This is a genomic window from Nocardiopsis sp. L17-MgMaSL7, assembly GCF_003182025.1.
GTDB classification, from domain to species: Bacteria; Actinomycetota; Actinomycetes; order Streptosporangiales; family Streptosporangiaceae; genus Nocardiopsis; species Nocardiopsis prasina.
In genome coordinates, this window is record NZ_QGTF01000001.1 from 416,816 (window position 1) to 441,262 (window position 24,447).

The 24,447-nt window shown below is 70.7% G+C and carries 19 protein-coding genes; 7 read left to right on the forward strand and 12 right to left on the reverse strand.

Annotation, left to right across the window (positions count from 1 at the left end; all coding sequences use genetic code 11):
- The first annotated feature begins 1 nt into the window (after position 1).
- Positions 2-1,555 (forward strand): tripartite tricarboxylate transporter permease, encoded by a 1,554-nt coding sequence (locus tag BDW27_RS01790; protein WP_110047949.1) that lies wholly within the window; start codon positions 2-4, stop codon positions 1,553-1,555.
- Positions 1,556-1,892: 337 nt separating this feature from the next.
- On the opposite strand, the gene BDW27_RS01795 is transcribed toward BDW27_RS01790, so the two are convergent.
- The 3 genes from BDW27_RS01795 to BDW27_RS01805 form a co-directional block, all read right to left on the reverse strand.
- Positions 1,893-2,825, reverse strand: a complete 933-nt coding sequence (locus BDW27_RS01795) for an ornithine cyclodeaminase family protein (protein WP_110047950.1) — start codon at positions 2,823-2,825, stop codon at positions 1,893-1,895.
- The gene (locus BDW27_RS01800; protein ID WP_110047951.1) at positions 2,822-4,174 is read right to left on the reverse strand and encodes an MFS transporter; all 1,353 of its coding nucleotides are present in this window, start codon (positions 4,172-4,174) and stop codon (positions 2,822-2,824) included. Before BDW27_RS01800 ends, BDW27_RS01795 begins: the two co-directional genes overlap by 4 nt.
- Positions 4,175-4,319: 145 nt before the next feature.
- Positions 4,320-5,012, reverse strand: coding sequence for a GntR family transcriptional regulator (locus BDW27_RS01805; protein ID WP_110047952.1), 693 nt, complete (start codon positions 5,010-5,012; stop codon positions 4,320-4,322).
- A 315-nt stretch (positions 5,013-5,327) separates the two neighbouring features.
- Between BDW27_RS01805 and BDW27_RS01810 the strand changes: the two genes are divergently transcribed.
- Complete coding sequence (locus tag BDW27_RS01810) at positions 5,328-8,411, forward strand: glycoside hydrolase family 38 C-terminal domain-containing protein (RefSeq protein WP_110047953.1); 3,084 nt, start codon at positions 5,328-5,330, stop codon at positions 8,409-8,411.
- Positions 8,412-8,485: 74 nt separating this feature from the next.
- Here the strand turns inward: BDW27_RS01810 and BDW27_RS01815 are convergent, their stop codons facing one another.
- The 3 genes from BDW27_RS01815 to BDW27_RS01825 all read right to left on the reverse strand — a co-directional run bounded on the left by BDW27_RS01815 (position 8,486) and on the right by BDW27_RS01825 (position 11,652).
- Positions 8,486-9,319 (reverse strand): carbohydrate ABC transporter permease, encoded by an 834-nt coding sequence (locus BDW27_RS01815; RefSeq protein WP_110047954.1) that lies wholly within the window; start codon positions 9,317-9,319, stop codon positions 8,486-8,488.
- A 71-nt stretch (positions 9,320-9,390) separates the two neighbouring features.
- On the reverse strand, positions 9,391-10,227 hold the full coding sequence (locus BDW27_RS01820; protein ID WP_110047955.1) for a carbohydrate ABC transporter permease: 837 nt from the start codon (positions 10,225-10,227) through the stop codon (positions 9,391-9,393).
- A gap of 60 nt (positions 10,228-10,287) precedes the next feature.
- Positions 10,288-11,652: an extracellular solute-binding protein gene (locus tag BDW27_RS01825; protein ID WP_110047956.1), complete on the reverse strand. Its 1,365-nt coding sequence runs from the start codon at positions 11,650-11,652 to the stop codon at positions 10,288-10,290.
- A 174-nt stretch (positions 11,653-11,826) separates the two neighbouring features.
- Between BDW27_RS01825 and BDW27_RS01830 the strand changes: the two genes are divergently transcribed.
- Positions 11,827-13,035, forward strand: a complete 1,209-nt coding sequence (locus BDW27_RS01830; protein WP_110047957.1) for an ROK family transcriptional regulator — start codon at positions 11,827-11,829, stop codon at positions 13,033-13,035.
- Positions 13,036-13,078: 43 nt separating this feature from the next.
- Here BDW27_RS01830 and BDW27_RS01835 read toward each other — a convergent pair whose 3' ends face one another.
- Both BDW27_RS01835 and BDW27_RS01840 read right to left on the reverse strand, forming a co-directional pair.
- Positions 13,079-13,651, reverse strand: coding sequence for a TetR/AcrR family transcriptional regulator (locus tag BDW27_RS01835; RefSeq protein WP_017543774.1), 573 nt, complete (start codon positions 13,649-13,651; stop codon positions 13,079-13,081).
- A 40-nt stretch (positions 13,652-13,691) separates the two neighbouring features.
- On the reverse strand, positions 13,692-14,057 hold the full coding sequence (locus tag BDW27_RS01840) for a multidrug efflux SMR transporter (RefSeq protein WP_017543773.1): 366 nt from the start codon (positions 14,055-14,057) through the stop codon (positions 13,692-13,694).
- Positions 14,058-14,195: 138 nt separating this feature from the next.
- On the opposite strand from BDW27_RS01840, the gene BDW27_RS01845 reads away from it, so the two are divergent.
- Positions 14,196-14,519 carry a multidrug efflux SMR transporter gene (locus tag BDW27_RS01845; protein ID WP_017543772.1) on the forward strand — a complete coding sequence of 108 codons (324 nt, stop codon included), beginning with the start codon at positions 14,196-14,198 and terminating at the stop codon, positions 14,517-14,519.
- A 10-nt stretch (positions 14,520-14,529) separates the two neighbouring features.
- Here BDW27_RS01845 and BDW27_RS01850 read toward each other — a convergent pair whose 3' ends face one another.
- Positions 14,530-15,579, reverse strand: a complete 1,050-nt coding sequence (locus tag BDW27_RS01850) for a hypothetical protein (RefSeq protein ID WP_110047958.1) — start codon at positions 15,577-15,579, stop codon at positions 14,530-14,532.
- A gap of 316 nt (positions 15,580-15,895) precedes the next feature.
- Here BDW27_RS01850 and BDW27_RS01855 point away from each other — a divergent pair, with 316 nt between their 5' ends.
- The gene (locus tag BDW27_RS01855) at positions 15,896-17,212 is read left to right on the forward strand and encodes a helix-turn-helix domain-containing protein (RefSeq protein WP_110047959.1); all 1,317 of its coding nucleotides are present in this window, start codon (positions 15,896-15,898) and stop codon (positions 17,210-17,212) included.
- A gap of 103 nt (positions 17,213-17,315) precedes the next feature.
- Here BDW27_RS01855 and BDW27_RS01860 read toward each other — a convergent pair whose 3' ends face one another.
- Genes BDW27_RS01860 through BDW27_RS01870 form a run of 3 tightly spaced genes read right to left on the reverse strand, consistent with a single transcriptional unit; the run spans position 17,316 to position 21,336 of the window.
- Positions 17,316-18,497 carry a hypothetical protein gene (locus tag BDW27_RS01860; protein ID WP_017543770.1) on the reverse strand — a complete coding sequence of 394 codons (1,182 nt, stop codon included), beginning with the start codon at positions 18,495-18,497 and terminating at the stop codon, positions 17,316-17,318.
- The gene (locus BDW27_RS01865; protein WP_110047960.1) at positions 18,494-20,590 is read right to left on the reverse strand and encodes a hypothetical protein; all 2,097 of its coding nucleotides are present in this window, start codon (positions 20,588-20,590) and stop codon (positions 18,494-18,496) included. The genes BDW27_RS01860 and BDW27_RS01865 overlap by 4 nt, the downstream gene beginning before the upstream one ends.
- The gene (locus BDW27_RS01870) at positions 20,587-21,336 is read right to left on the reverse strand and encodes a toll/interleukin-1 receptor domain-containing protein (RefSeq protein WP_370446402.1); all 750 of its coding nucleotides are present in this window, start codon (positions 21,334-21,336) and stop codon (positions 20,587-20,589) included. The genes BDW27_RS01865 and BDW27_RS01870 overlap by 4 nt, the downstream gene beginning before the upstream one ends.
- 365 nt (positions 21,337-21,701) lie before the next feature.
- On the opposite strand from BDW27_RS01870, the gene BDW27_RS01875 reads away from it, so the two are divergent.
- Together BDW27_RS01875 and BDW27_RS01880 are read left to right on the forward strand one after the other, a co-directional pair.
- Entirely contained in the window at positions 21,702-23,771 is a 2,070-nt protein-coding gene (locus BDW27_RS01875) for an acyltransferase family protein (protein WP_233515590.1), read from the forward strand.
- Between the two features lie 372 nt (positions 23,772-24,143).
- The gene (locus BDW27_RS01880) at positions 24,144-24,440 is read left to right on the forward strand and encodes a YciI family protein (protein WP_110047963.1); all 297 of its coding nucleotides are present in this window, start codon (positions 24,144-24,146) and stop codon (positions 24,438-24,440) included.
- Positions 24,441-24,447 lie beyond the last annotated feature (7 nt).

Genomic DNA, 24,447 nt, shown 5'->3' on the forward strand with positions numbered 1-24,447 from the left:
CATGGACACGCTCGTACTCCTCGGCGGCGGGTTCGCCGCCGCCCTGACCCCCGAGAACCTGCTGTGGGCCTTCGTCGGCGTGGTCCTGGGCACGGCTGTCGGTGTTCTCCCCGGCCTGGGCTCGGCGATGGCCGTGGCGCTTCTGCTCCCGGTCACGTTCAAGCTCGACCCCACGGGCGCCTTCATCATGTTCACCGCCGTCTACTACGGCGGACTCTTCGGCGACTCCACCACGTCCATCCTCATGAACACGCCGGGCAACAGCTCGGCCATCGCCACCGCGATCGAGGGCCACAAGATGGCGCTGCGCGGCAAGGCCTCCCAGGCACTGGCGACCTCGGCGATCGGGGCGTTCCTCGGCGCGGTGGTCTCCACAGCCGTGGTCGCGTTCTTCTCCGGTGTCATCATCGACATCGCCCTGCGGTTCGGCCCCGCCGAGTACTTCGCCCTGGCGGTCTTCGCCTTCGTGGCGACCTCGGCCGTCGTCGCCCAGTCCATGATCCGCGGTCTCATCGCCCTCTCCCTGGGCCTGGCGATCGCGATGGTCGGCATCGACGCGCAGAGCGGCGCCGCGCGGTTCACCCTCGGTGTGCCCTCGCTCTTCGAGGGGATCGGCATCGTGACCGTGACCGTCGGGCTGCTGGCCCTGGGCGAGGTGCTCCACGTGGCCTCGCGGATCCACCGGCAGCGGGACGACGCCCAGCTGGTCCGAACCGGCGGATCCCTCTGGCTCAAGCCCGGTGACCTGCGCCGGGCCATCCCCGCCTGGGTGCGCGGACTGGGCTTCGGCCTTCCGTTCGGCACCATCCCGGCCGGGGGTTCGGAGATCCCGACCTTCCTGGCCTACGGGACGGAGCGCAAGCTCTCCCAGCTACGGGCCCGGCGCGGCAAACGCCCCGACGAGTTCGGCAAGGGCGCCATCGAGGGTGTGGCGGCTCCGGAGGCCGCCGCCAGCGCGACAGCGGGCACCGCGATGGGCGCGCTCCTCGGGCTGGGGCTGCCGACGTCGGCCACGGCGGCGATCATGCTCGCCGCGTTCCAGCAGTACGGCATGCAGCCCGGTCCCCTGCTGTTCGAGCGCAACGCGGACCTCGTGTGGGCGCTCCTGGCCAGCCTCTTCGTGGGCAGCGTGATGCTGCTGATCCTCAACCTGCCCTTCGCCCCTCTGTGGGCGAAGCTGCTGCTCATCCCCAAGAGGTACCTGTACGCGGGGATCACCGGCTTCGCGGTGCTCGGTGTCTACGCCTCCTCCTACTCGGTCACCGACCTGTGGCTACTGATCCTCCTCGGACTGTTGGGGTTCATGATGCGCAGGTACGCGATCCCGGTCGCCCCGGTACTGATCGCCGTCATCCTCGGCCCCCTCGCGGAGACCGAACTGCGTCGCGGACTGGCGATCGGCCAGGGGGACGTCGGAGTGATGTTCACGGGCCCCATCACCCTGGGCATCTACGCCGTCATCCTGCTGGCCGTCGGCATCGTCGTGGTCGCCCGGATACGCGCGGCCCGGCGCCCTGCGGCCCCGGTGGAACGGGAGACCAACCCGACGGCGTGAACCAGCCCGCCCGTGCCCGGAGCAGGGCACGGGCGGGTCCCGTGTGGTCGGTTCGCCTCCGTGACCACCCCCGGAGCAGGGGCGGGGCGCGAACGCGAAGCCTTCACGGGTACCCCGCCGGGGTGCCGAAGTCGCCGGTGGCCAGGATCGGAATCCGTGGCCGGTGGTCGACAGCGGCCCACGGCTGAGCGGACCTCTCCACCGGACGCGGAACCCGTCACGGGGCTGAGCACGAGAAAGGGGTTGCGCACCGCGAGTGACTCGCGGTGCGCAACCCCTGTGTCACACGGGCCGACAGGACGGACCGGCCCGGGCGACTGGTCCGCCCAAGGACCGGTCAGAGAGTGGGCGCGACACCCACGGCGACGGCCAGGTCCTCCCACGACATGCCGGAGCCCTTGAAGACGTTGGGGCGGTCGGTGCGGCGGATCACCTCACCCCGGACCAGCGGGGCGATGCCGACGAGGTCGGCCTTGGTGAGGGTGCCCTCGTCGATGGCGATGACGACGTCCCCGCACTCGCGCAGGGCGGCGTCGCTCTCCTCCACCACCACGAGGGAGCGGCCCATCAGCGCGGCGTCCAGTTCGCGTCGATCGGCCTCGTGCGAACCGATGGCGACCACGCAGGCGCCGTCACGGACCAGGGAACCGTCGAAGAGCGGGTCCTTGGTGGAGGTGGCGCACACAACGATGTCGGCCTCGGCGACGTCGGCCACGGTGCCCGTCTCGGCGGTGATCCCGCGCCCGGCGAGCTCGCTGATGGCGGCCTCCACCCGGTGCGGAGTGCGGCCCACCATCCGAACGCTCGTGAGCTCACGGATACCCGCCACGGCGACGACGTGCTCGACCGCCTGCGGACCGCTGCCGAACACCACGAGGCGGGAGGCCTCCGGGGCGGCCAGCCGGTCGGCCGCCACGGCGGAGGTGGCCGGAGTGCGCAGCGAGGTGAGCGTGACACCGTCGACCATCAGCCTCGGGGTGAGGGTCCGGGCGTCCATCAGCAGGTAGACGGCCTGGATGCGGGGCAGGTCGCGCGCGGGGTTGTCCGGGGACACGGACGCGACCTTGACGCCGACCCAGTCGCCCAGGGTCGAGGGCATGAGCAGCAGGTGGCCGTCCCCGGCCCCCGCGTGGGACCGCGCCGGGTCCTGTGAGGGGTCGAATCCGTCGAGCAGGGCACGCTCGATCAGTTCGAAGGCCCGCTTGGGCCCGATCCGCTCACGGACTTCCTCCGCGCTGACGAAGGGCAGGCCGGTGGGTGTCTGGGTCATGCGGAAACCTCGGACTTCTCGTTGCGCTCGGCCTCTTCACGGGCCGCGATCAGGGCGCTCTCCTTGCGCACCACCCGGCCGGACGCGGCGACGGCGGCGAAGGAGATGACGGCGAGGATCACCAGGTAGGCGGCGATCGGCCACCAGGCTCCGTCGAAGCGGGCCAGCAGCCAGGTGGCGAGCAGCGGGGCGGTGCCGCCGGCGAGGGCGGCGCCGATCTGGTAGCCGAGCGTCACGCCGGTGTAGCGCACCCGGGTCGTGAAGATCTCGGAGGTGAGGGTGCCGAGGGTGGCGGTGACCGGGGGCCAGGCCACACCGAGGGCGATCACGACGGCCGCGTACACGGCCCAGCTCATCTGGAGGTCCAGCAGCATGAAGAAGGGCGCCGCGAACAGGGCGATGAGCAGGGTGCCGCCGAGGTAGACCTTCGGGCGGCCGACGCGGTCGGAGAGCGCACCCATGAGCAGGATGCCGAAGGTGCTGACCAGTGCGCCCGCGCTGACCGCGTTGAGGACCACCGACTGCTGGATGTCGAGCGTTCCGGTGGCGTAGCTGACGACGAAGGTCGCGAAGATGTAGAACGGGGCGGTCTCGACGACCTTGGCGCCGACGGCCACGAGCACGGAGCGCCAGTGGTCGCGGAGCGTGTCCCGGATGGGCAGCTTGGCGACGTCGCCGCTCTCCTTGGCCTCGCGGAAGGCGGGGGTCTCGGCCAGGCCCTTGCGGATCCACAGGCCGACGAAGACGAGGACGATGCTGGCGATGAACGGGAGGCGCCAGCCCCAGGACTCGAAGGCACCGTCCGGGAGGAGGCTGACCAGGCCGAAGGCGACCGTCGACATGAGCATGCCGATGGTGATGCCGGTCTGGGGCACCGAGCCGAAGAAACCGCGTCGGTTCTCGGGGGCGTACTCGTAGGCCAGCAGCAGGGCGCCGCCCCACTCGCCGCCGATCGCGAGGCCCTGGATGATCCGGCACAGGATCAGCAGCACCGGGGCCAGGAGGCCGACCTGCTCGTAGGTGGGCAGCAGACCGATCGCCACGGTGGCGCCGCCCATGAGCGACAGGGTGATGACGAGGGTCTTCTTGCGCCCGATCCGGTCACCGATGTGGGAGAAGACGATCCCGCCGAACGGCCGGATGAAGAAGGTGAGCGACAGGGTCAGGTACGACAGCATCAACGAGATCACGGGATCGTCGTTGGGGAAGAACTGCTTGTCGAAGATGAGCGCCGCGGCGGTGGCGTACAGGAAGAAATCGAACCACTCGATCGCGCTGCCGCTGAGGCTGCCAAAGAGTACACGGCGGTTGGTGGCCGGTTTACCGACCACCGAGTGCTGCGAGGCCACTCACAACTCCTCGGATCAGGGCCCGATGAAGAGGGGCCTCACGATGGGAACCAGTGCAACGTACAATTGCACCTCACCCGAATCAAGGCCCGTGACCGAATCGAAGCAGCTCAGCTACCTGTTTCGTGTTCGGCAGCGTCCTCCGTCAGATCTCCGCGCGACCCGCCCAGACCCCTCGGACATGACCGAGGTGATGTCGCATGAGGGCCTCGGAACCCGCTGCGTCACCGGCTTCGAGGCGGTCCAGCAGGGCGTGGTGCTCCTGTGCGGTGTCGACCAGACGGCCCTCCTCGTACAGCCCCCGCAGCGCTGACAGCCGCGACATCCCCCGGAGCCTTCGCACCTCGTCGACCAGCCTCTGGTTGCCCGCGATGGACAGCAGTCGGAGGTGGAACGCCATGTCGTTGGCGATGAACTCGCGCAGCTGCCCGTTCTCGGCGGTCTCGGTCAGCCGGTCCGCGAGCGGACGCAGCGCGGCGATCTGCCCGGCGGTGGCGGTCGCGGCGACGCGGCCGACCGTGGGCACCTCGATGAGCGCGCGGAGCTCGATGAGTTCGTCCAGGGCGACGTCGCTGAACTCCACCACGCGGTAGCCGCGGTGGCGGAGGGTCTCGACCAGTCCCTCCTGGGTCAGCTCCATCATGGCCTCGCGCACCGGGGTCGCGGAGACGCCGAGGCGTTCGGCCAGGACGGGGGCCGAGTAGACGACACCGGGCTCGAGCTCACCGGCGATCATGGCCTCACGCAGGACGTCGGTCACCCGGGCGCGCAGGCTCGCGTGCTCGGTGAGCGAACCGAGGACCGGCCGCGACCGGTCGCGCGACGCGTCGATGCTCATGTGCTGTTGTCCTCCTCGACCGGGCTGCGTAGCTCCCAAGGATGCCACGCGCCCGGGGCCGACCCGCTCGCAATGCCCGTTCCGGACGCGGACGGAAAGAGTGGGAAGTGCGACTCGGAGGTCACGGGGGGGGCGGCACCCCGAACCGACGCCGCAGCGGACCCGCCGAACCGCCACTGACCAGGACCGGAGGGGCTCACCCTGCCCCCTTCTCCGACACCGGAGGAACGCACTTCGTCCAAAGCATTGACGAAGTGGCATCACGCTGGCAATGTACGCGGCATCTGCCAGGGGACGACCGAACGGAGACCCACCGTGCACGACGACCGGCGGCTGACCGAGGCACGACTGGACCGCGTCCTGAGGGAACGCGTATGGCCCGCGGTGTACACGACGTCGATCCCCCTGGAGGTGGCCCGCTGGGACGTGCCGGGAGAACCGGTCCCGGCCGAGGAGGGCATCGGCGCGCCCCACGAACCCGCGCGCGTGGGCGACTCCTGGGGGCCCGCCTGGGGCACCACCTGGTTCCGGCTGCGCGGTCGGGTACCCGCCGAGTGGTCGGGCCGGACCGTGGAGGCGGTGGTCGACCTCGGCTTCGACGACGCCATGCCGGGCTTCCAGTGCGAAGGACTGGTGCACCTCGCAGACGGCAGTGTGGTCAAGGGCCTCAACCCCCGCAACGCGTGGATTCCGGTCGGCGCCCCCGCGAGCGGCGGCGAGACCGTCGAGTTCCACGTGGAGGCGGCCGCCAACCCGGTCATCCTCGGCGACCCCCCGTTCCAGCCCACCGAACTGGGCTCCGGGCTCGGGCCCGAGGACCGGCCCCTGTACCGGCTGGCCCGCGCGGACCTGGCGGTCTTCGAACGCGAGGTGTGGGAGCTGGCCATCGACCTGGAGGTGGCGGGCGGTCTCATGCGTGAACTCGACACCGGGGACCCCCGCCGCTGGGAGCTTCTGCGCACCCTGGGCCGGACCCTGGACGCCCTCGACCTCCAGGACGTCCCCGGAACGGCGGAGCGGGCGCGGGGCGTCCTGGCCCCGGCGCTGGACTCCCCGGCCTCGGCCAGCGCCCACCGGATCTCCGCGGTCGGACACGCCCACATCGACTCCGCCTGGCTCTGGCCGCTGCGTGAGACCGTCCGCAAGGTGGCGCGGACCAGCGCGAACGTGGTGGCGCTGATGGACGACCACCCGGAGTTCGTGTTCGCGATGTCGCAGGCCCAGCAGTGGGCCTGGCTCAAGGAACACCGTCCGGACGTGTTCTCGCGGGTCGTCCGGGCAGCCGAAGCGGGACGGTTCGTCCCGGTCGGGGGCATGTGGGTGGAGTCCGACACCAACATGCCCGGTTCGGAGGCCCTGGCCCGCCAGTTCGTCTTCGGCAAGCGCTTCTTCCGCGACGAACTCGGGGTGGACACCCAGGAGGTGTGGCTGCCCGACTCCTTCGGCTACTCGGCCGCCCTCCCCCAGCTGGTGCGGCTGTCCGGGTCGCGCTGGTTCCTCACCCAGAAGATCTCCTGGAGCCAGGTCAACCAGTTCCCGCACCACACCTTCTGGTGGGAGGGACTGGACGGCACCCGCGTGTTCACGCACTTCCCTCCGGTGGACACCTACAACTCCGAACTGACCGGCGCCGAACTCGCGCACGCCTCGCGCAACTTCCGGGACAAGGGCGGTGCGTCGCGTTCCCTCGTGCCGTTCGGCCACGGGGACGGGGGCGGCGGCCCCACCCGCGAGATGCTGGCCCGGGCGGCGCGCCTGCGCGACCTGGAGGGTTCGCCGACGGTGGAGATCGAGCACCCGGAGCGGTTCTTCGCCAAGGCGCACGAGGAGTACCCGGACGCCCCGGTGTGGTGGGGGGAGCTCTACCTGGAGTTCCACCGGGGGACGTACACCAGCCAGACCGCCACCAAGCAGGGCAACCGGCGTTCGGAGCACCTGCTGCGCGAGGCCGAACTGTGGGCCGCCACGGCCGCCGTGCGGGTGGGCGCCCCCTACCCGTACGAGCGGATCGAGGAGGTCTGGCGGACGGTCCTGCTCAACCAGTTCCACGACATCCTGCCGGGCAGTTCCATCGCCTGGGTGCACCGGGAGGCCGCGCTGGCCTACGCCCGGGTCGCGGAGGAGCTCGGGGAGATCATCCGGCACGCGCAGGAGGCACTGGCCGGTGACGTCGGGGACGGGGGCTCGGGCGGTGTGGTCTTCAACCCGACCCCGCACGAACGCGACGGTGTCCCCGCCCTGGGTGCCCTCCCCCGTGCGCGCACGGGGGACGTGGGGCGGGCCTCCCTCAGCCCGGACCCGGAGACCCCGGGGGGCTTCGTGCTGGACAACGGGCTCCTGACGGTCCGGGTGGACGAGCGGGGCCTGGTCACCTCGGTCCTGGACCGGGGAGAGGGGGCGCCGGGCCGCGAGGTGCTCGCTCCGGGACAGCCGGGGAACCTGCTCCAGGTACACCAGGACCTGCCCAACCAGTGGGACGCCTGGGACGTGGACGAGTTCTACCGCAACACCACCGAGGACCTCACCGAGGCCGACCGCGTCGAACCCGAACCGGCGGGTTCGGGAACCGCCGCGCTGAGGGTCACCCGCTCCTTCGGGGACTCCTCGGTGGTCCAGGTGCTCTCCCTGGCAGCCGGGGCCCGGCGTCTGGACGTGGAGACGGTCGTGGACTGGCACGAGCGGGAGAAGTTCCTCAAGGCCGCCTTCCCCCTGGACGTGCGCGCGCACGAGTCGTCGTCGGAGATCCAGTTCGGTCACGTCAGGCGGCCCGCGCACACCAACACCTCCTGGGACTCGGCCAAGTTCGAGATCTGCGCCCACCGCTGGGTGCACGTCGCCGAACCCGGCTACGGCGTGGCGGTCCTCAACGACTCCACCTACGGGCACGACGTGACGCGTGACGTGCGAGGCGACGGCGGCACCACGACCACGGTCCGTCTGTCCCTGCTGCGGGCGCCGCGGTTCCCCGACCCCGACACCGACCAGGGCGAACACCGGTTCCGGTACGCCCTGGCCCCGGGTGCGGAGATCGAGGACGCCGTCCGTGAGGGCTACCGGATCAACCTCCCGGTCCGGGAGCTGCCGGGCGACGCCGTGGTGGAGCCGTTGGTGACGGTGGACGACCCCGGTGTGGTGGTGGAGTCGGTCAAGCTCGCCGACGACCGCTCCGGCGACGTGGTGGTGCGCCTGTACGAGGCCCGTGGCGGGCGTGCCCGCACGTCGGTGAGCCCCGGCTTCCCCGTCTCGGGGGTGCGCGCGGTGAACCTGCTGGAGGAGGACTACGCGGAGGCCCCGGAACTGCTCTCGGCCGGTGACTCCGGGGCCGACGGCCACGGTCCCGGCCGGGTGTCGGTCTCCCTGCGCCCCTTCCAGATCCTGACCCTGCGCTTCGAGCGCTGATCCGACCCCGGGGTCCGGGCTCGCCGTCCCGAGTCCGGACCCCGGCCCCGCCCCTCGGGGGTCGCCGCAGTGGGCTACCCCTTGATCGCGCCGCCCAGCGCGAACCGGCCGCCCAGGGCTCGTGACACGGCCATGTACAGCACGACCACGGGAACGGTGTAGAGCAGTGAGTACGCGGCCAGTTCGCCGTAGCGGACCGACCCGTACTGGCCGAAGAAGGTGAACACGCGGACCGCCGCCGGCATCTTCTCCGGGCTCGTGAGCAGGATGAACGGGACGAAGAAGTTGCCCCAGGTGGTGACGAGGGTGAAGATCGCGACCACCGCCAGCCCCGGTGCGAGCAGCGGGGCCACCAGGTAGCGGATCGACTGCCAGGCCGAGGCCCCGTCCACCCAGGCGGCCTCCTCCAGGGAGAGGGGGATGCCGTCGATGAAGTTCTTGGTGAGCCAGATCCCGAAGGGCAACGTGCTGGCGGCCAGGAACAGCGTGGTCGCGACCAGGGAGTTCAGCAGGTTGGCCTGCACGAACATCCCGTAGACCGGAACCATGATGGCGGTGACGGGCAGTCCCGTGGCGAACAGCACCGTGTACAGGAACGGCTTCCTGAACCGGAGGTTGTACCGGGAGAGCGGGTAGGCGGCCAGCATCGAGCACACGGCCGTGATGAGCGCGGCTCCCCCACAGGTCAGGATGCTGTTCCAGATCGGCAGGTAGACGATCTCCGGGGTCATGATGGCCGTGAAGTGGTCCAGGGTGAACCCCGAGGGCGGGCTGGCGCGCAGCGAGGGCTCCGGGTCCACCGACGCGAACACCATCCACAGCATCGGCACCAGGAACAGCACCGTGAGCACGCCGAGGACCAGGTAGGCGAGGAAGCCGCCCGCGGCCCGGCTCGGGGCGCTGACCACGGCGCGCGCCCGCCTCCGCCCCGCGTCGGCGGACCTCCTACCGGGCTCCTGCCCGCGGCTGTTTTCGTCGCTCACCGGTCCTCTTCCTTCCGGAGCATCCACACGTAGACGATCGAGAACAGCCCGGCGACCACGAGCAGCGCCAACGCGATGGCGGTGCCGTAGCCCAGGTCGCCCATGCGCAGCGCCTCCTGGTACATCAACAGCGGGAGCGTGGTGCTGCGGGCGCCCGGCCCGCCCGAGGTCATCACGAAGATCAGGGTGAAGACCTGCACCGTCTGGAGCGTGATGAGCAGCAGGGTGGTGGCCAGGGTCCGGCGCAGGAGCGGGATCACGACGTGCCACAGCACCTGGAAGGCGGAGGCGCCATCCACCCGCGCCGCCTCCTTGAGGTCCTCGGGGACCTCGGACAGCCCCGCCGAGTAGGTCATCATCGAGAAGGCGGTCCCCTTCCAGACGTTGGCCAGCACCACCGCCAGGAGCGGGGCCGCGAACAGCCAGTTCTGGGGACCGGTACCGAACCAGCCCAGGACCGTGTTGAGGGTGCCCTCCCGTTCCAGGAAGGCGTACCAGACGAACCCCGCCACGACCTCGGGGACCACCCACGCGCCGACCACGATCGCCCCCACCGTGGCCCGGACCGCGCCGTTGCGGTTCTGGAGCAGCAGGGCCAGGGCCAGGCCCAGCACCGTCTGCCCGAACACGCAGCCCACCAGGAAGAGCACGGTGAGGACGGTCGCGGTGCGGAATCGGGGGTCGGAGAGCAGTTCGGTGAAGTTGTCGAGCCCCACGAAATCGGTCTGGGCGGCCTGCGCGCCGGTCAGGGCCGCGTTGGTGAGGGAGGCCCAGACCGTCCACAGGATGGGCCCCGCGAAGAAGGCGAGGAGCAGGAACAGGGCCGGGGCCATCGGAACGGCCCACCGCGCCGCCCCGGCCAGGGGTCGACGGGACCGGACGGTGGCCACCGGTCAGGAACCCGTCGTGACGTTGTCGGGCCCGACGACGCCCTCCACCTCTTCGGCGTAGACCTGGGCGGCCTCCTCCGGGGTGGCCTGTTCGAGCATCACGCTCTCCATGGCCTCCTGGACCGCCAACGAGATCCTCGGGTACTCGCTGTAGGCGGGGCGGAAGCCGGTGATGTCGACCAGGGCGGCGAACTCCTCGGCCTTGGGCGAGTCCTCCAGGAAGGCCGGGTCCTCGGCGACGTCCGCGCGGACCGGGATCTGGCCGCCCTCGACGGCGAACTTGACCCCGTTCTCCTGGTTGAGCGCGTACGTCATGACCTCCCAGGCGAGGTCGGGATCGGTGGCGTTGGCGCCCATGGAGAGGGCCCAGCCACCGGACATGCTGGTGGCTCCGGCGCCCTGGCCGTTCTGGGTGGGCATCGGGGCGAAGTCCATGACCTCCTCCCACTCGGGCCAGGGCTGGTTGGCCTCCTCGATCCAGGACTGGGTGGCCCAGGAACCCTCCAGGCTGATCGCCATCCCTCCGGAGGGGATGCGCTCCTCGTTGTTGACCGTGCCGACGTTGGCGTCGAGGGCGTCCTGGGGGTCGAGGGTGAGGTCCTCGTCGTAGAGGGTGCGGAGGAAGTCCAGGGAGTCGGTGAACCCGGTGCTACCGGTGACCCACTGTTCCGACTCGTCGTCGAAGAGGGCGCCCTCAGTGCCGCTGAGCAGCATCTGGAAGCCCTGGAGGGAGGCCATCTCACCGGCGGGGGTGCCGGAGTAGACGTTGAGCGGGACCACGTCGTCACCGAGTTCGGCGCGGATGGTGCGGGCCGTGTCGAGGACGTCGTCCCAGGTGGTGGGCGCCCACGGGGTGTCGATCCCGGCCTGCTCCAGCAGTTCGGTGTTGTACCAGAGGCCGCGCACGTCGGTGCCGAGCATCACTCCGTAGCGCTGACCGTCCAGCGAGGTGACCGCCACCGCCTCCTGGTCGCTGTACTGGTCGCGTTCGTCCCAGGCGTCGAAGTGGTCGTCGAGCGGCATCAGGTACCCGGCGTCGGCGTCCTGGTTGATGGTGAACGTGTCCTGGTAGATCAGGTCCGGCGCTTCGCTGGGCGAACCGTTCATGAGGTTGACCTGCGTCTGGTAGTCCTCGGCCTGCGCCTCGATGGCGTGGAGTTCGACGGTGACACCGGGGTTGGCGTCCTCGAACTCCTCCTTGACCTGGCGCATCAGCGAGTCCATCGCGATGAAGGTGCCGAACTTCTGGTAGACGACGCGGACCGTGTCCTCGTCCCGGTCTGCGGCGGTCGAGCAGCCCGAGGCGACCAGCGCCAGGAGCGGGACGGCGACCGCCGCACGGATGGTGTTCCGTCGGATTCTCCTCATCGTGGCCCCTCGCGCAGAAGTGGGTGCCGGGGCACCCGAAGACCCCCGACACGTGACTCACATCACTTGCTTACTAAAAACCTTGGATAAAGACAATGGGTGAAGTGGGCTCTTCCGGGGCGGTTACCCTCATGTGGTCAGTCGGCGGCCTGATCGGGCGGAGGGAATCGGCGTATGCGCACAAGCACCAACCTGCTGTGGCTGGGCGGGCTCAACCAGAGCAGGGTGCTCGACGCCGTGCGCCGCTCCGACGGGATCAGCCGGGTGGAACTGGCCGAGCAGACCGGCCTGACCGCCCAGACCGTGTCCAACATCGTGCGCAGACTCCTGGAGGACGGTCTGGTTCTGGAGGACGGGCGGGCCAACTCGCGCGGCGGCAAACCGGCGACGGTGCTCCGGCTCAACGCGGGCGCCTACTACGCGGTCGGCATGCACATCGACCCCGCGTCCACCACGCTGGTCGTCACGGACCTGGCCGGGCGGGTCGTGGCGCGGAGCCGTCGACGCACCCCCGTGTCCCAGGGTCCGCAGCGGGTGATCGACGCCCTCAGCCGCTCGGTGCGCGCCATCGTCGCGGAGTCGAGCGTCCCCGACCGCATCCTGGGACTCGGGGTGGCCACGCCCGGTCCGCTGGACACCGAGGGCGGCGCGGTGACCCCGCCCCACCTGCCCGGCTGGAGATCGGTGCCGCTTCGTGAGGCGCTGGCCGAGGGCACCGGGCTGAAGGTGGTCATCGACAACGACGCCACCGCCGCCACCATCGGCGAACGGTGGTCGGGCGGCGAGGAACGCTCCTCGGACATGGCCTTCGTCTACGTGGGGACCGGAGTGGGCGGAGGGCTCGTCCTGGACGGACGCGTCTACCGAGGCAGCACCCTGAACGCCGCCGAGATCGGCCACGTGACGGTGGACCCGCGCGGACCGGAGTGCCCCTGCGGCAACCGGGGCTGCCTGGAGACCTACATCGCACCGCACGCGGTCGCCTCGGACGCGGCCAGGCTGCGCGGGGAGGGCCCGGCGGACTTCGAACGCGGGCAGGCCCGCACGGTCGCGGCGTACCGCAGGGTGTGCCGTGAGGCGCACGCGGGCGACGCCGTGGCCCTGGAGGTGGTGTCCGCCGCCGGACGCCGCCTCGGCCAGGCCGCGACCACCCTGCTCAACCTGGTCGACGTGCCGTTGGTGGTGCTCGGTGGATGGGGCATGTCGCACGTCGGGGATCTGTACGGCGCCGCACTGCTCGAAGCCGTGTCCGGGCGCTCGATCGCCCGTTCCATGCGGCAGGTGCGGGTGGAGACGTCGCGCATCGGCGAGGACGTCGGCGCCATCGGAGCGGCCGCGCTGGTGCTGCACGCGGCGTACGCACCCGAGTTCACCAGCGTGTGAGTCCGCGCGGGGGCGTGGGTCCGGGCTTGCCGGCGTCCTGGGATCAGTCCTCGCGCAGCGCGTGGCGGAGGGTCTGCGCGACCCGGGCCTCGTCGAGGTCCTCGTCCCCGAGCAGGATCCTGGCGCACAGGCCGTCGGCGGTGGCGGCGAAGCGGCGGACGGTCAACTCGTCGACGCCCTGCCCCCTGGCCAACTCCGACACCGCCTCACGCCATCTCCGCGCCACTGGGCGCAGGGCCGGACGGCGGGCGGCCAGCAGGTTGAGTTCCCGTTCGGCCAGGGCGCGTGCGCGGCCCTCGCCACCGGCCCCGGCGATCACACGGGCCAGCCCCGCCACGGCCTCCTCGGCGCCCCGACCGGGTTCCCGCAGAATGGCGAGCTGATCGATGTAGGCGTCCGAGGCGGCTGTCAGCGCGGCGACCAACAGGTCGTCCATGGTCTTGAAGTAGTAGACGGCGGAGCTGGCCGGTACGTCCGCCTCCCGGGCGACCGCCCGGTGGGTGACCCCGGCGACGCCGTCGCGTTCCACGACCCGGAGCGTGGCGGCGATGATCTCCTCACGCCTGCGTTCGCCCCGGGCCCGACGTCCGTCGACCCGCTCCGTCGTGCCGCTCACGATCTCTCCCGTCGTTCTGGCGGCGACGATACCAGCGGGTTCAGGCCCGGACGCGCTCCCTTGGGGCCTCGGGCTCCTCGTTCGCGCGGGCCCGGCCCAGTTCCATGGCGAGTGCGCCGGCCATCACCAGGGCCAGGCCACCGACCTGTACCGGAGTGAGCTCGTCGCCGAGCAGGACCACCCCGAGGAGGGCGACGATCGCCACTCCGGAGGCGGTCCACACCCCGTAGGCGACGCCCACGGCCATGCCGCGCCTGAGGGCGAGGGCGAGCAGGAAGTAGGCGACGAGGACGGCCGGAACCGCCACCAGGACCGCGATCGGGCGGGTGAAGCCCTCGGAGAGCCCGGTGGCGGTGGCACCGATCATCTCGGACGCGAGCGCCGCCGCAAGGTAGAGCCAGGCCATGTTCGTTCCCCTCGGTCGTCGGCCGCTCCTGCGCGACCAAGTACTTGAACTATCGTTCAGATAGGTGTGTACTCTGATCGTAGATCTACTTGAACCATCGTTCAAGTACTTGCGTGTCAGAGACCTTCAGGAGGACGCGTGTCCCTCGCCTATCTCTTCCTTGCCGGAACGATCACCCTGGAGGTCGCGGGTGCGATCGCCAGCCGGTACTCGGACGGGTTCACCCGCCCCGTCCCCACCGCGGTCACCGTGGTGACCATCGTCGGCGCCTACTACCTGTTCGCCCTGGCCCTGGAGGAGGGGCTGGGGCTGGGTGTGGCCTACGCCGTGTGGGCGGCCGTGGGCATCGTGGCCGTCACCCTCATCGGGGTGTTCGCGCTGCGCGACCGGATCACGCGCGTCCAGGTCGCCGGGGTCGCGCTGACCGTGGCCGGGGTCCTGGCGCTCCAGCTCGGCGGATGAGGAGCGAAGCCTACCGCTCGGGGTAGACGGACTGGATGCGTTCGGCGACGTCGGGGAAGCCGCTTCGCTCCAGGATCTCCACCTGCTCGCGGACGAACGCCGCGCGTTCGCTCTCCCCCTCGACGGAGTCGATGAGCCCGCGCAGGATGGCGACCTGGACGTCCTGCTCCATGCCGCCCTCCTCCGCGTCCTGCTCGGCGGGCCACCAGTAGCTCTCGTAGCCCTCCTCGTCCACCCCGCTGCCAGCGGTGGGGACGGCGGGCTCGGGCTCCTCCAACAGGTCGGACAGGTCGTGCGCCGGAAGGGGGAAACGAGGTTCCGGTTCCAGGTCGAGTTCGAGCCCGGGATCGTCGGACAGCGACTCGCGGACCCGCGCGGCCTCCTGCTCCGCGACCCACAGCGCACGGTCCTTGCGCAGGTGCGCCATGCGGCCCAGGCGTTCCTCGTCCTCGTCGTCCAGTTCCAGGCGGACGTTCTCCGCCCACACCTGGATGGTGCCCCCGGCGACCGGCTCCTCCACCGCGAACACCGACTCGAGTTCACTCTCGGCCAGCGCCCGCTCCCCGGGGCGCGCGTCGCGCAGGATCTCACGGGCGCGCAGCACGACCGAGCGGACCGCCGGGCCCGCCGGGTTGCGCAGACTCAGGTCGACCCGGTGGGCCCACCGCCAGTGGACCAGCGCGGAGAAGCCGAAGGTGTAGTCGTCCAGAGCGCTCGGAAGCTCGATCCGACGCGTGCGGACACCGCGGGTTCCGCTCTGGCCGCGGGGTGCCTCGACGGGCGCGGGCTCGTCCCCCTGATCCGAGCGGTCCCGGAGTTCGTCCCGAGAACCTCGCACGTCGGTCTCCTCCCGCTGCTCGCCCTCGTCGGCCCCGCCACCGCCCGTCACCGACTCCAGCGCGGCCGCGAGCAGCTGCGGACGCGCCAGGGCCACGCCCAGCAGCGCCATCGCGCCGGGCAACCAGAGCAGCGTCCATCCTCCGGCCAGCGGAAACAGCACCGCCGGGACGATCAACACCACGATGACCGCCGCCAGGCGGATTCGGGCGAAGGTGGCCACGGGGTGTCTCCTCGTGCGGGGCAGGGGTTCGGAAGGAAGGTTCCTCAGGCCAGTGTGCCCGAAGACCGGCGTGAACGCGCCACCAACGCCGAGTCAGACCCCACTCGGATCCCGCTCAGGGCCCGCTTTCTCCCCCTCCGGGCCCCCTGTCCCCGCAGGGGTGCCCTGGCCCCGGTCCCCGTTTCCCCACTCGACGGGCCGGATATGACCCCAGTGCCCGACCGGTGCCCCCGAGCACCCGCCCCCGACGCGTTTCCCTCCGCCTCTGGTGACGGCACCGGAACACCCCCGCTCCACCCCCCGAAAGGTGACAAGAATGTTCGGTGCCGAGCTCCGCCGACGTCGGCAGGAAGCCGGGATGACCCTCGATGAGCTGACCCGGAGGGTGCACTTCAGCAAGAGTCACCTGAGCAAGGTGGAGACCGGGGCGAAGAACCCCTCCCAGGACCTGGTGCGGGCCTGCGACGCGGCTCTGGGAGCCGACGGGCGGCTGGCCGCACTCGCCCCGGGCACCACCGCGGAACGGGCCGGCCAGGCCGACCAGGCGGAGCCTCCCAGCGTCGACCAGGAGGTATGGCTCATGAGCATGACCCCGAACGGAGAAACGGGTTTCGCCGGAATGGACCGCCGCACCGCCCTCTCGCTCAGCGCGCTGGGCGTGCTGGGGGCCGGGCTCGGGAACGGCGCCGCACCGGACCGCCCGGGCCGGGACGGAGGCGCCGACGCCGAACCCGCGCTCGCCAGTTTCCGCGTCCAGTTGGGCGAGCTGAGGAACATGGGGCAGCACGTCGCCCCGTCGATGGTGTTCCCGATCGCCGCCGTCCAGACCAACGCGCTCCGCCAACTGGCCAGGTCCGCTTCCCCGGCACAGCGGAGCGCCGCGCTGCGGCTGGCCGCCCGGTTCGCCGAGTACGCGGGGTGGATGGCTCAGGAGAGCGGATCGGAGCAGCGGGCCCTGTGGTGGACCGACACCGCCGTGTCACTGGCCGGTGCCGGTGACGACGCCGAGATGGGCGAGTACGCGCTGGTGCGGCGGGCCCTGATGACCATGTACGCGCACGACGGGCCGCAGACCGTCGCTCTGGCCCAGCGCGCGCAACGGGGCCGGGCGAGCTCTCCCCGGGTCCTCGGGCTCGCCGCCAAGCGCGAGGCACAGGGCCACGCCTTGGTCGGCGATCTGGTGTCCTGCGAGAGAGCCCTGGAGCGGGCCCGGGAGCACCTGGCGGCCGACCGGGCCACCCGTGGCGACTCCGAAGCGGGAGGGCCGGAAATCCTCGGGTCGCGGAACGTCAGTGATCCGGTGGGGGTGACCCGGGGGTGGTGCCTCGTCGATCTGGGCCGTGTGGAGGAGGCCGCCGCGATCCTGGACCAGGAGTGCGCGTCGCTCCCGGGGAGCGCGATCCGGGCCCGGACCAGGTTCGGGGTTCGCCGGGCGCTCGCCCACGCCCTGGCGGGGGAGGTGGAGAACTCCTGCGCGGTCGCCACCGAACTCCTGACCGAGGTGTCGGGGGTCGACTCGGCCACCGTGCGTCTGGACCTGCGCCGCCTGCACCAGACCCTGGCGCGTCACCACGGCCACCGGTCGGTGCGTGAGCTCTCCCCTACGCTGGTCACCGCTCTGAGCACCGTCTGAGCGGTGCGGGGGGCGGTTCCAGGAACGCTGAGCGGGGCCGTGCCCGAGGTGGTCTCGGGCACGGCCCCGACCCCTGTTCACACTCCGGTGCGGGGGGCGCTGGTCAGAGGGGCACGCCGTTGCCGTTGGGAGAGGGAACGGCTTCCGGGGCGAGATACGTGAGGCCGATCAGGGGCGACTCGTCACCGTCTGCTTCACGTTCGGGCTCAAGAGGATGGCGGCGACGGATCATCTCCGCGATCCCGGTCAGGGAAGCCAACTCGAAATCCTTGATCAGCCTGTCCACGAGCTGGACTCGCAGGTCCTCGTTCTCCATGCCCTCGATCTCGTCCATGAGCCTTCCGACCGCTCCGTCGAGAACACCCTCGGCGCTCGTGGACGCCCCGCCGCCGGAGGTCCGGGCGACCGTCACCTCGTCCGCCCAGTCCCGGCCCTCCGGCCACTCCCACACGGAACCGTCCGGTAACCGGCCCGCGAGTCCGGTCCCGTTGAGGAAGGAGAACGACTCCGGGGAGGCCGCCCTCAGCCGATCCAGGAGATCAGCGGAGTCAACACCCTTCGAGGCCTCCGCGACCCGGGTGAGCACCTCGATCAGTCCATGGGTCCGGTCGACGTCGGCGTCCCCTCGCACCAGGTCCCACACGATCGCGCTGCCGGGGGTCGCCAGCACGTCATCCGCGTAGTACCTGCGTTTCGCGGACTCCACCGAGCGCTCCACCTCCCAGAGGACGCTCTCCTTCCGAGCCTTGGCGATGCGGGCCAGCCGGGTCTCGTCCTCCTCGGAGAGTGCGAGCGTGACGTCCTCCGCCCACACCTCCACGGCTCCGCCGAACCCGTGGGACGCCACTCCCAGTGTCGCCGCGACCTGGTGGAGCGCCATGTCGTGCTGCTCGGGTTGGTACCCCTCGCTCACCCGTCGGGCCTGTTCCACAACGAGCTGTCTTGCCAGGCCCTCGGGGTTGCGCAACCGGTGGTCCGGCTCCCCCACCCACTTCCACCAGACCATGGCGGAGAGGACGAACGGGTACTCCCTGTCCTGGCTGGGGGCCAGGGCCGCCTTGATCCGGGTGTTCTTCGGTCCGCTCTCCACGAACGGGTCGGGTGGGCGAACCGTCTCCCCGGGAGTCGCCGCCTTGGTGCTGTTGACCATGAGGGCGAGCACCCCGATGAGCAGCAGAGGCGGCGCCAACACCAGGGCCCACCAGTCGATGGTCAGGTACAGGACCACTCCCAACGAGACCAACGCCGCCGTCAGGATCGCGGCACGTCGCTGTGCGGGACTCATCCGTTCTCCCTCCTCGGTGTTCCAGCCGGGGTCGAGGTGCCCGCCACCGATGACTCACGACCGCCCAGGCCCTCGGCGGCGTCGACCATACGAACGAGGAGTTCGCCGTCCGCCCGGTGGAGCTCTCGTTGTTCCGGGGTCGCCGCCCCGTCGGCCCAGCGCAGCCCGGAGGTGTAGAGAGAGGGCAGTGTCCCGGCGGAGACCGAGGCTGCCAGCAGCACCTCCATCAGCCGCCTTCCCGACCCGATCCACCGGGCCGCGTACGTTCTCGTCTGGGCCCGTTCACGTTGGAACAGCGCACCCAGCCCGGACTTGAGTCGCCACTCCAGGGCGGTACGACCGATGCGCTCCCGCAGGACACCCGTCAACCGGTCGGGCGGGGTGAGGTCCCAGAGCAGGTCCCGATCCGTGCCGTGGTCCCAGCCCGGCTTGTGGCAGTGCTCCCGAAGGCGGTCACAGACCCTGACCAGGAGCTTGAGGTACAGGGGGCGTCTGGTCGTCAGGGAGACCAGTTCGGACCGTGCCGCGTCGGCCACCGCCGTATCCCCGTTCCCGGCGAGCAGGTGCAGCCGGACGATGGCCTGTTCCGGGTGGGTCGCGGCCAGCTCCCGCGCGCAGACGGCGACCAGGACCTGACCGAACTCCGGGGAAAGGCTCGCGTACTTCGCCTTCGAGTAGATGAAGTCGCGGCCGTTCCATCCGTACCGATCGTGTCGCAGCACTCTCGTCAGCAGTACGGCTGCCTGCGGGGCGGTCCATCGCCGCTGCCTGGACCACACCTCCACCCTGTCCAGGACCTCGCGGTGGTTGGCGATCCGCAGCGTCTGCTCGGCCCAGCGCTCCGCGATCCGGTCACGGTCCACGGGCGACAGTGAGCGGTCGGCCACGAGTGCGTCCACCCACTGACCGAACGAGGTGTGGAGCCGGGGGTGCGCGTCCCAGAACGCCGAACGCAGCATCCGAGCACGTCCCGCCCGAGTGAGGTACACCCTGCGCTCCGCGCGTGTCTCGATCCCGCAGAGACGGAGCTCGTCCTGGAATCCCGGCCGGTCGAGCAGGGGCGTCTCGTCATCGGGGAAGGACACCTGGGACAACAGCCGGTCCACGCCGACGGCCAAGTGCTCGACCGGAACCCCCTCCATCAGGGAAGTGGCGAGCAGGATCGCCCGCGCACGCCCCTTCACGGCTTCCAGGTCCTCTGGTGGAGCCGCCTCCCCTGCTTCCAGGGCCGTTTCCACCCAGTCCCCGATCGTCTCCCCGGGACCGGCTTCCCTGTAAGCAGTGAAGGTGCGACGCGCCACCTCCTCGATCTCGCCCATGGTGGCGGTGGCGGCCCAGGTCCGGACCCTCTGTGTGGCGTAGGCCGTGCCGGTATCCGGAACTTCGCGGGACTCCAGATGCCGGTCCAGCACGGCGAGCGGGCTCGGACGGCCGAGACGCACCACCAGGTCCCGCAGGGAGGAGGAGAGCTTCTCCTCATCGCCTCGTCCGACCAGCACCACCAGGGAGGCTCCAGCTCGGTGGACTCGTACGCGCAACCCCTCCAGCGCGTCGCGCAGGGGAGTCAGGGGGTACCCGCTCTCCCCGGTCAGATCCACCAGCAGGCGAGCGCCCTCCTCAAGCGTGGCCTCGTCGAGGACCGGCTGACCGTCGGGACGGGTACGAACGAGGTCGTCCTGGACGTCCCGGTTCACCTCCTCTCCCTTGGGGGCCAGGACCATCAGCGCCGCCGTCCTGGCGCCGTCGCCCGGCGAGGAGCTGAGGACGACCGCGCCATGGTCGGCGATAACGTTTCGGCAGTGGATCTCGTCGAAGTCGAGCGGCGCGACGAAACGTCGGCGCAGGGTGGTCAACCAGTCACCCGCGACGATCCGGTGTTCCTTGACGTACGTGACGCCACCGTCGGAATCCGACCGGAGCAGTTCGGAGTAGGCGGACCCCACGATGTACTGGTGCAGGTACTGGTCGCCGTTGACGTTGTTGACCGTCGCATCCTGGTTGACGTCACCCGACCCGGTATGGGTGGTCGCCCGGTCACCGGTGACGGACGTCGCGGGCGAACCGGGGGGACGCACGGTGTCCTGGGTCGTCACTCGCGCCCCCGCCTGTCGACGCGGCCGGAGATCTGGTCCCTGACCCGCTGGTCACCGGACACGTTGTTGACGGTCGAGTTGTGGTCTCCCGCGACGTGGTTCACGGTGGAGTTCTGGTTGATGTCCCCAGTTCCGGTGTGGGTGGTCGCGTGTTCGCCGTTGACGACCACTCCGTCGTTTCGGTAGTCCCTGGCCTGGATAGCGATCCCCCTGACGTCGCCCATGGTGTTGCCCGTGCCGGTCGCTGTCCTCTCCTGCGTGGCCCGTTCCTCTTCGCGGGCGCGCACTCGTTCCTCCAGCTCAGGAGCGGCGACGAGAACGGCCTCGGCGATCTCGTCGAGGTCGGTGCCGCTGTTCCGGTGACGCAGCCGCCGGTACTGGCAGCGGGCGAGCGGGGCGAGTTCGTCGGGCAGGTCTGCGGCACGTAGACGCGGGGTGGACTCGCTCAGTACGGGGATCACCGTCACCCCCGCTTCGAAGGCCGCGGCGATCTCCCAGCGCGTCCAGTCGCCCGGGTCGTCGATCGCCCTCAACCCGTCGCTTTCTCGCTTCTCCAGCCATCGGGGACCGACGATCGCCAACAGCACCTCGCACGCTCGCACAGCTTTTCGAAGCCGCTGTTCGAAGTCGGCTCCGGCCGGAATCGAATCACTGGCCCGAAACACCTCCTCCTCACCGAACCGCTGGGAGAGTTCTCGGCCGATGAGTGCCGCGACCTGCTCTCCGTCGCCGGTTCGATAGTTCACGAAACAGCCGTGCATGGACATTCCTCCGCGCTCAACGACATCTTCATCACCTGACTCGACTAGCAATCAGAAGGGATTATGACGGCGTCCCATATAGCCGCCTCCCTCTTTTGCCAGCGCTCCGATAATGTGCCCAAACCGTCGATCCAGAAAGGCCGTTGGGCTTGTTTCCCGCAGTCTTTCCCAGGGGAAACGGGAAACCCTCGCGCGGATCGGTTCCGGCGCCGCCCGGTGGGGTCGCCGGAGGTTCCCGGGGCAACGTGGTCGTAGCGGTGTCCCTCGGGAGGGCGAAGACTCAGGAAACACTGGCGAAAGGTCTCCCGAGTTCGCTCCCCAAGAGCTCCGACGAGGCGCAGTATGACGGCATGCGATCACCCGACTTCACTTCGCCGCAGGTCCGATCCGCCTCGGAGCGGACCGGGCCCCGGGGTCGTGGGAGCCGTTTCCGACCCGAGGTGCAGGGGCTGCGCGCCGTCGCCGTGCTGCTCGTGCTCGTCTACCACCTGAACCCGGATCTGCTGCCGGGCGGCTACGTGGGCGTCGACGTGTTCTTCGTGATCTCCGGCTTCCTCATCACCTCGCTGCTCCTACGCGAGGTGCGGGAGCACGGCCGGGTGTCGCTGGCCGGGTTCTACGTGCGACGGGTCAGGCGCCTGCTCCCTGCCGCGACCGTTGTGCTCCTGGCGACGGGGGCCGCCGCTCTGGTGCTCCTGCCGGTGACCCGGCTGGGCGACGCCGCCTGGCAGACGCTGGCCTCCGCCGCGTACGTGGAGAACCTGTACCTGGCCAACCAGACTCTGGACTACCTGGCGGCGGAGACGGCTCCCAGCCCGGTGCAGCACTTCTGGTCGCTGTCGGTGGAGGAGCAGTTCTACGTGCTCTGGCCGCTGCTGTTCGTGCTGTGGGCGCTCTTCCTGCGTGGGCGCTCCGGTGGGCTCCGGGTGCTCACGGTGGTGCTGGCCTCGGTGTTCGCCGCCTCGTTGGTGTGCTCGGTGGCGATGACCGCGAGTGGCGACCCCTCCGCCTACTTCCTGCCCACCACCCGGGCCTGGGAACTGGCGGCGGGCGGGCTCCTGGCGGTGTACCTGGCCGACCGGGGACTGCCGCGTGCGCTGCGGCTGCCGTTGGGGTGGGCGGGATTGGCCGCCGTGGTCGCCTCCGCGGTGCTCTACGACTCCGACACCCCCTTCCCCGGGTACGCGGCGCTGCTGCCCGTGCTGGGGTGCGTGGCCGTGATCGCCGCCGAACGCCCGGAGGGCCCCTCCGCGGCGATGGTGCTGAGCACCGGACCGGCGAGGTTCGTCGGTGACATCTCCTACGCCCTGTACCTGTGGCACTGGCCGCTGATCGTGTTCGCCCTGGTCGTACTGGAGAGGCAGACCCTGGGGCCGCTGGGGATCGCGGCGGTCGCGGCCTCGTCGGTCCTGTTGGCGTGGCTGACCAAGCTGTGGGTGGAGGACCCGGTGGCCCGGCACGGCCTGGTGCGCACCGGTCGCGTCGCGTTGGCCGTGGCCCTGGCGGGCGTCCTCTCCGTGGCCGCGGTCTCCGCCGCGGGCCTGCTGCGCGTGGAGCGCTTCCAGGCGAGCGACTTCGACCCGACCGTGCACGTGGGGCCGAAGGGGATCGGGCTGCCCTCTCCCGAGGGGGCGTGGATGTACCCCTCACCGATCGGCGCGGAGGATGACACCCCCGAGGCTTACGACGACGGATGCCACGCGGGCTTCGACAAACGCGACCCCTCGGATCCGTGTGTCTACGGCTCCGACGACGCGGAGACCACGGTGGCGCTCACCGGGGACTCCCACAGCACCCAGTGGTTCCCCGCCCTGAACTCACTGGCACAGGAGCGGGGGTGGCGCCTGGTGGTGTTCAACAAGTCGGCCTGCGCGTTCACGGCCGCCGAGATGGGCCGCGAGGGGGCTCCCTACGAGGAGTGCCAGGAGTGGAACCGGGCGGTGGTCGATGAGATCGAGGAAATGGGGCCGGACCTGGTGGTGACCAGTTCCTCGGCTGCCGGTCTCCCGTACGGGTTCGAGTCCGGTCCGGAGGCGCGGGACGCCATGGCGGAGGGAATGGCCGAGCTGTGGGAGGAGGTCTCCGGGCCGGACACCCCGATCATCGCGATCCGGGACACCCCCCGCACGACCTCGGACGTGCTCGACTGCCTCGCCAGGTACGCGGACGACCTCGCCGCCTGTGACCGGCCGGCGTCGGCCGCGCTGGAGCTGGACGACCCCCAGGAGCTGGCGGTGACGGAGGTCGAGGGGGCCGAACTGGTCAACCTCAACGACCTGATCTGCACGGACGACTCCTGTCCGGCCGTCGTGGGGAACGTGGTGGTCTACCGGGACTCGCACCACCTCACCGAGACCTACGCCCGGTTGCTCGCCGAATCCCTGGGCACGCGGATGGATCAGGCCCTGGACCGGTCCTGAGGGCGGGTGCGTTCGACGGGGCGGGCGATCCCGGCGACGGTGAGCGCGGCGGAGACGGTGTTGAAGGCACGGGGGGAATCTCAGGGTGCGGGTGAGCACGGACCCCCCTGACGCCGATCTGGCCAGCGCGAACACCCCGACCCCTCGTCCAGATGTTCACCCCGCACCCGATCGGCCGGGGAGCGAACATCGCCCCCCCGGCCGGTCTCGCATCCCGGGGCCAGCCCTCGCTCAGGGGACCTCTGGTCGGGCGCGGCCCTCCTCGAAGCGGGCCCGACGGGAGGAGGCCCGCCCCCACCAGCACGGGACCTGACATCCTGGCTCCGAACCGACCACCCCTGCCCCCGGGCAGCCCGACAGGAGGCACCCACCATGGCCGTCTACGCCGTCACCTACACCTACGCCGAGAACAGCACCGAGGCGCGCGACCAGCACCGTCCCGCGCACCGCGCCTACCTGGACGAGCTCTCCCAGCAGGACGTCAACCTCTGCTCGGGACCCTTCGGCCCCGACGACGCCCCCGGCGCCCTGTTGCTCTTCCGGGCGGATTCCGCCCAGGAGGCCCTGACCCACACCGAGCCCGACCCGTTCCGCATCGAAGGCCTGGTCGCCGACGTCTCGGTGCGGGAGTGGATCCCGGTCCTGGGCCCGCTCGCCAAGGAGTTCTGACCCCGGA

Excerpts from the sequence above, each read along its gene's own strand:
- BDW27_RS01790 (WP_110047949.1), top strand. The coding sequence starts at position 2 with ATGGACACGCTCGTACTCCTCGGCGGCGGGTTCGCCGCCGCCCTGACC.
- BDW27_RS01795 (WP_110047950.1), bottom strand. The coding sequence starts at position 2,825 with ATGACCCAGACACCCACCGGCCTGCCCTTCGTCAGCGCGGAGGAAGTC.
- BDW27_RS01805 (WP_110047952.1), bottom strand. The coding sequence starts at position 5,012 with ATGAGCATCGACGCGTCGCGCGACCGGTCGCGGCCGGTCCTCGGTTCG.
- BDW27_RS01820 (WP_110047955.1), bottom strand. The coding sequence starts at position 10,227 with ATGGCCCCGGCCCTGTTCCTGCTCCTCGCCTTCTTCGCGGGGCCCATC.
- BDW27_RS01825 (WP_110047956.1), bottom strand. The coding sequence starts at position 11,652 with ATGAGGAGAATCCGACGGAACACCATCCGTGCGGCGGTCGCCGTCCCG.
- BDW27_RS01830 (WP_110047957.1), top strand. The coding sequence starts at position 11,827 with ATGCGCACAAGCACCAACCTGCTGTGGCTGGGCGGGCTCAACCAGAGC.
- BDW27_RS01840 (WP_017543773.1), bottom strand. The coding sequence starts at position 14,057 with ATGGCCTGGCTCTACCTTGCGGCGGCGCTCGCGTCCGAGATGATCGGT.
- BDW27_RS01855 (WP_110047959.1), top strand. The coding sequence starts at position 15,896 with ATGTTCGGTGCCGAGCTCCGCCGACGTCGGCAGGAAGCCGGGATGACC.
- BDW27_RS01860 (WP_017543770.1), bottom strand. The coding sequence starts at position 18,497 with ATGAGTCCCGCACAGCGACGTGCCGCGATCCTGACGGCGGCGTTGGTC.
- BDW27_RS01875 (WP_233515590.1), top strand. The coding sequence starts at position 21,702 with ATGCGATCACCCGACTTCACTTCGCCGCAGGTCCGATCCGCCTCGGAG.
- BDW27_RS01880 (WP_110047963.1), top strand. The coding sequence starts at position 24,144 with ATGGCCGTCTACGCCGTCACCTACACCTACGCCGAGAACAGCACCGAG.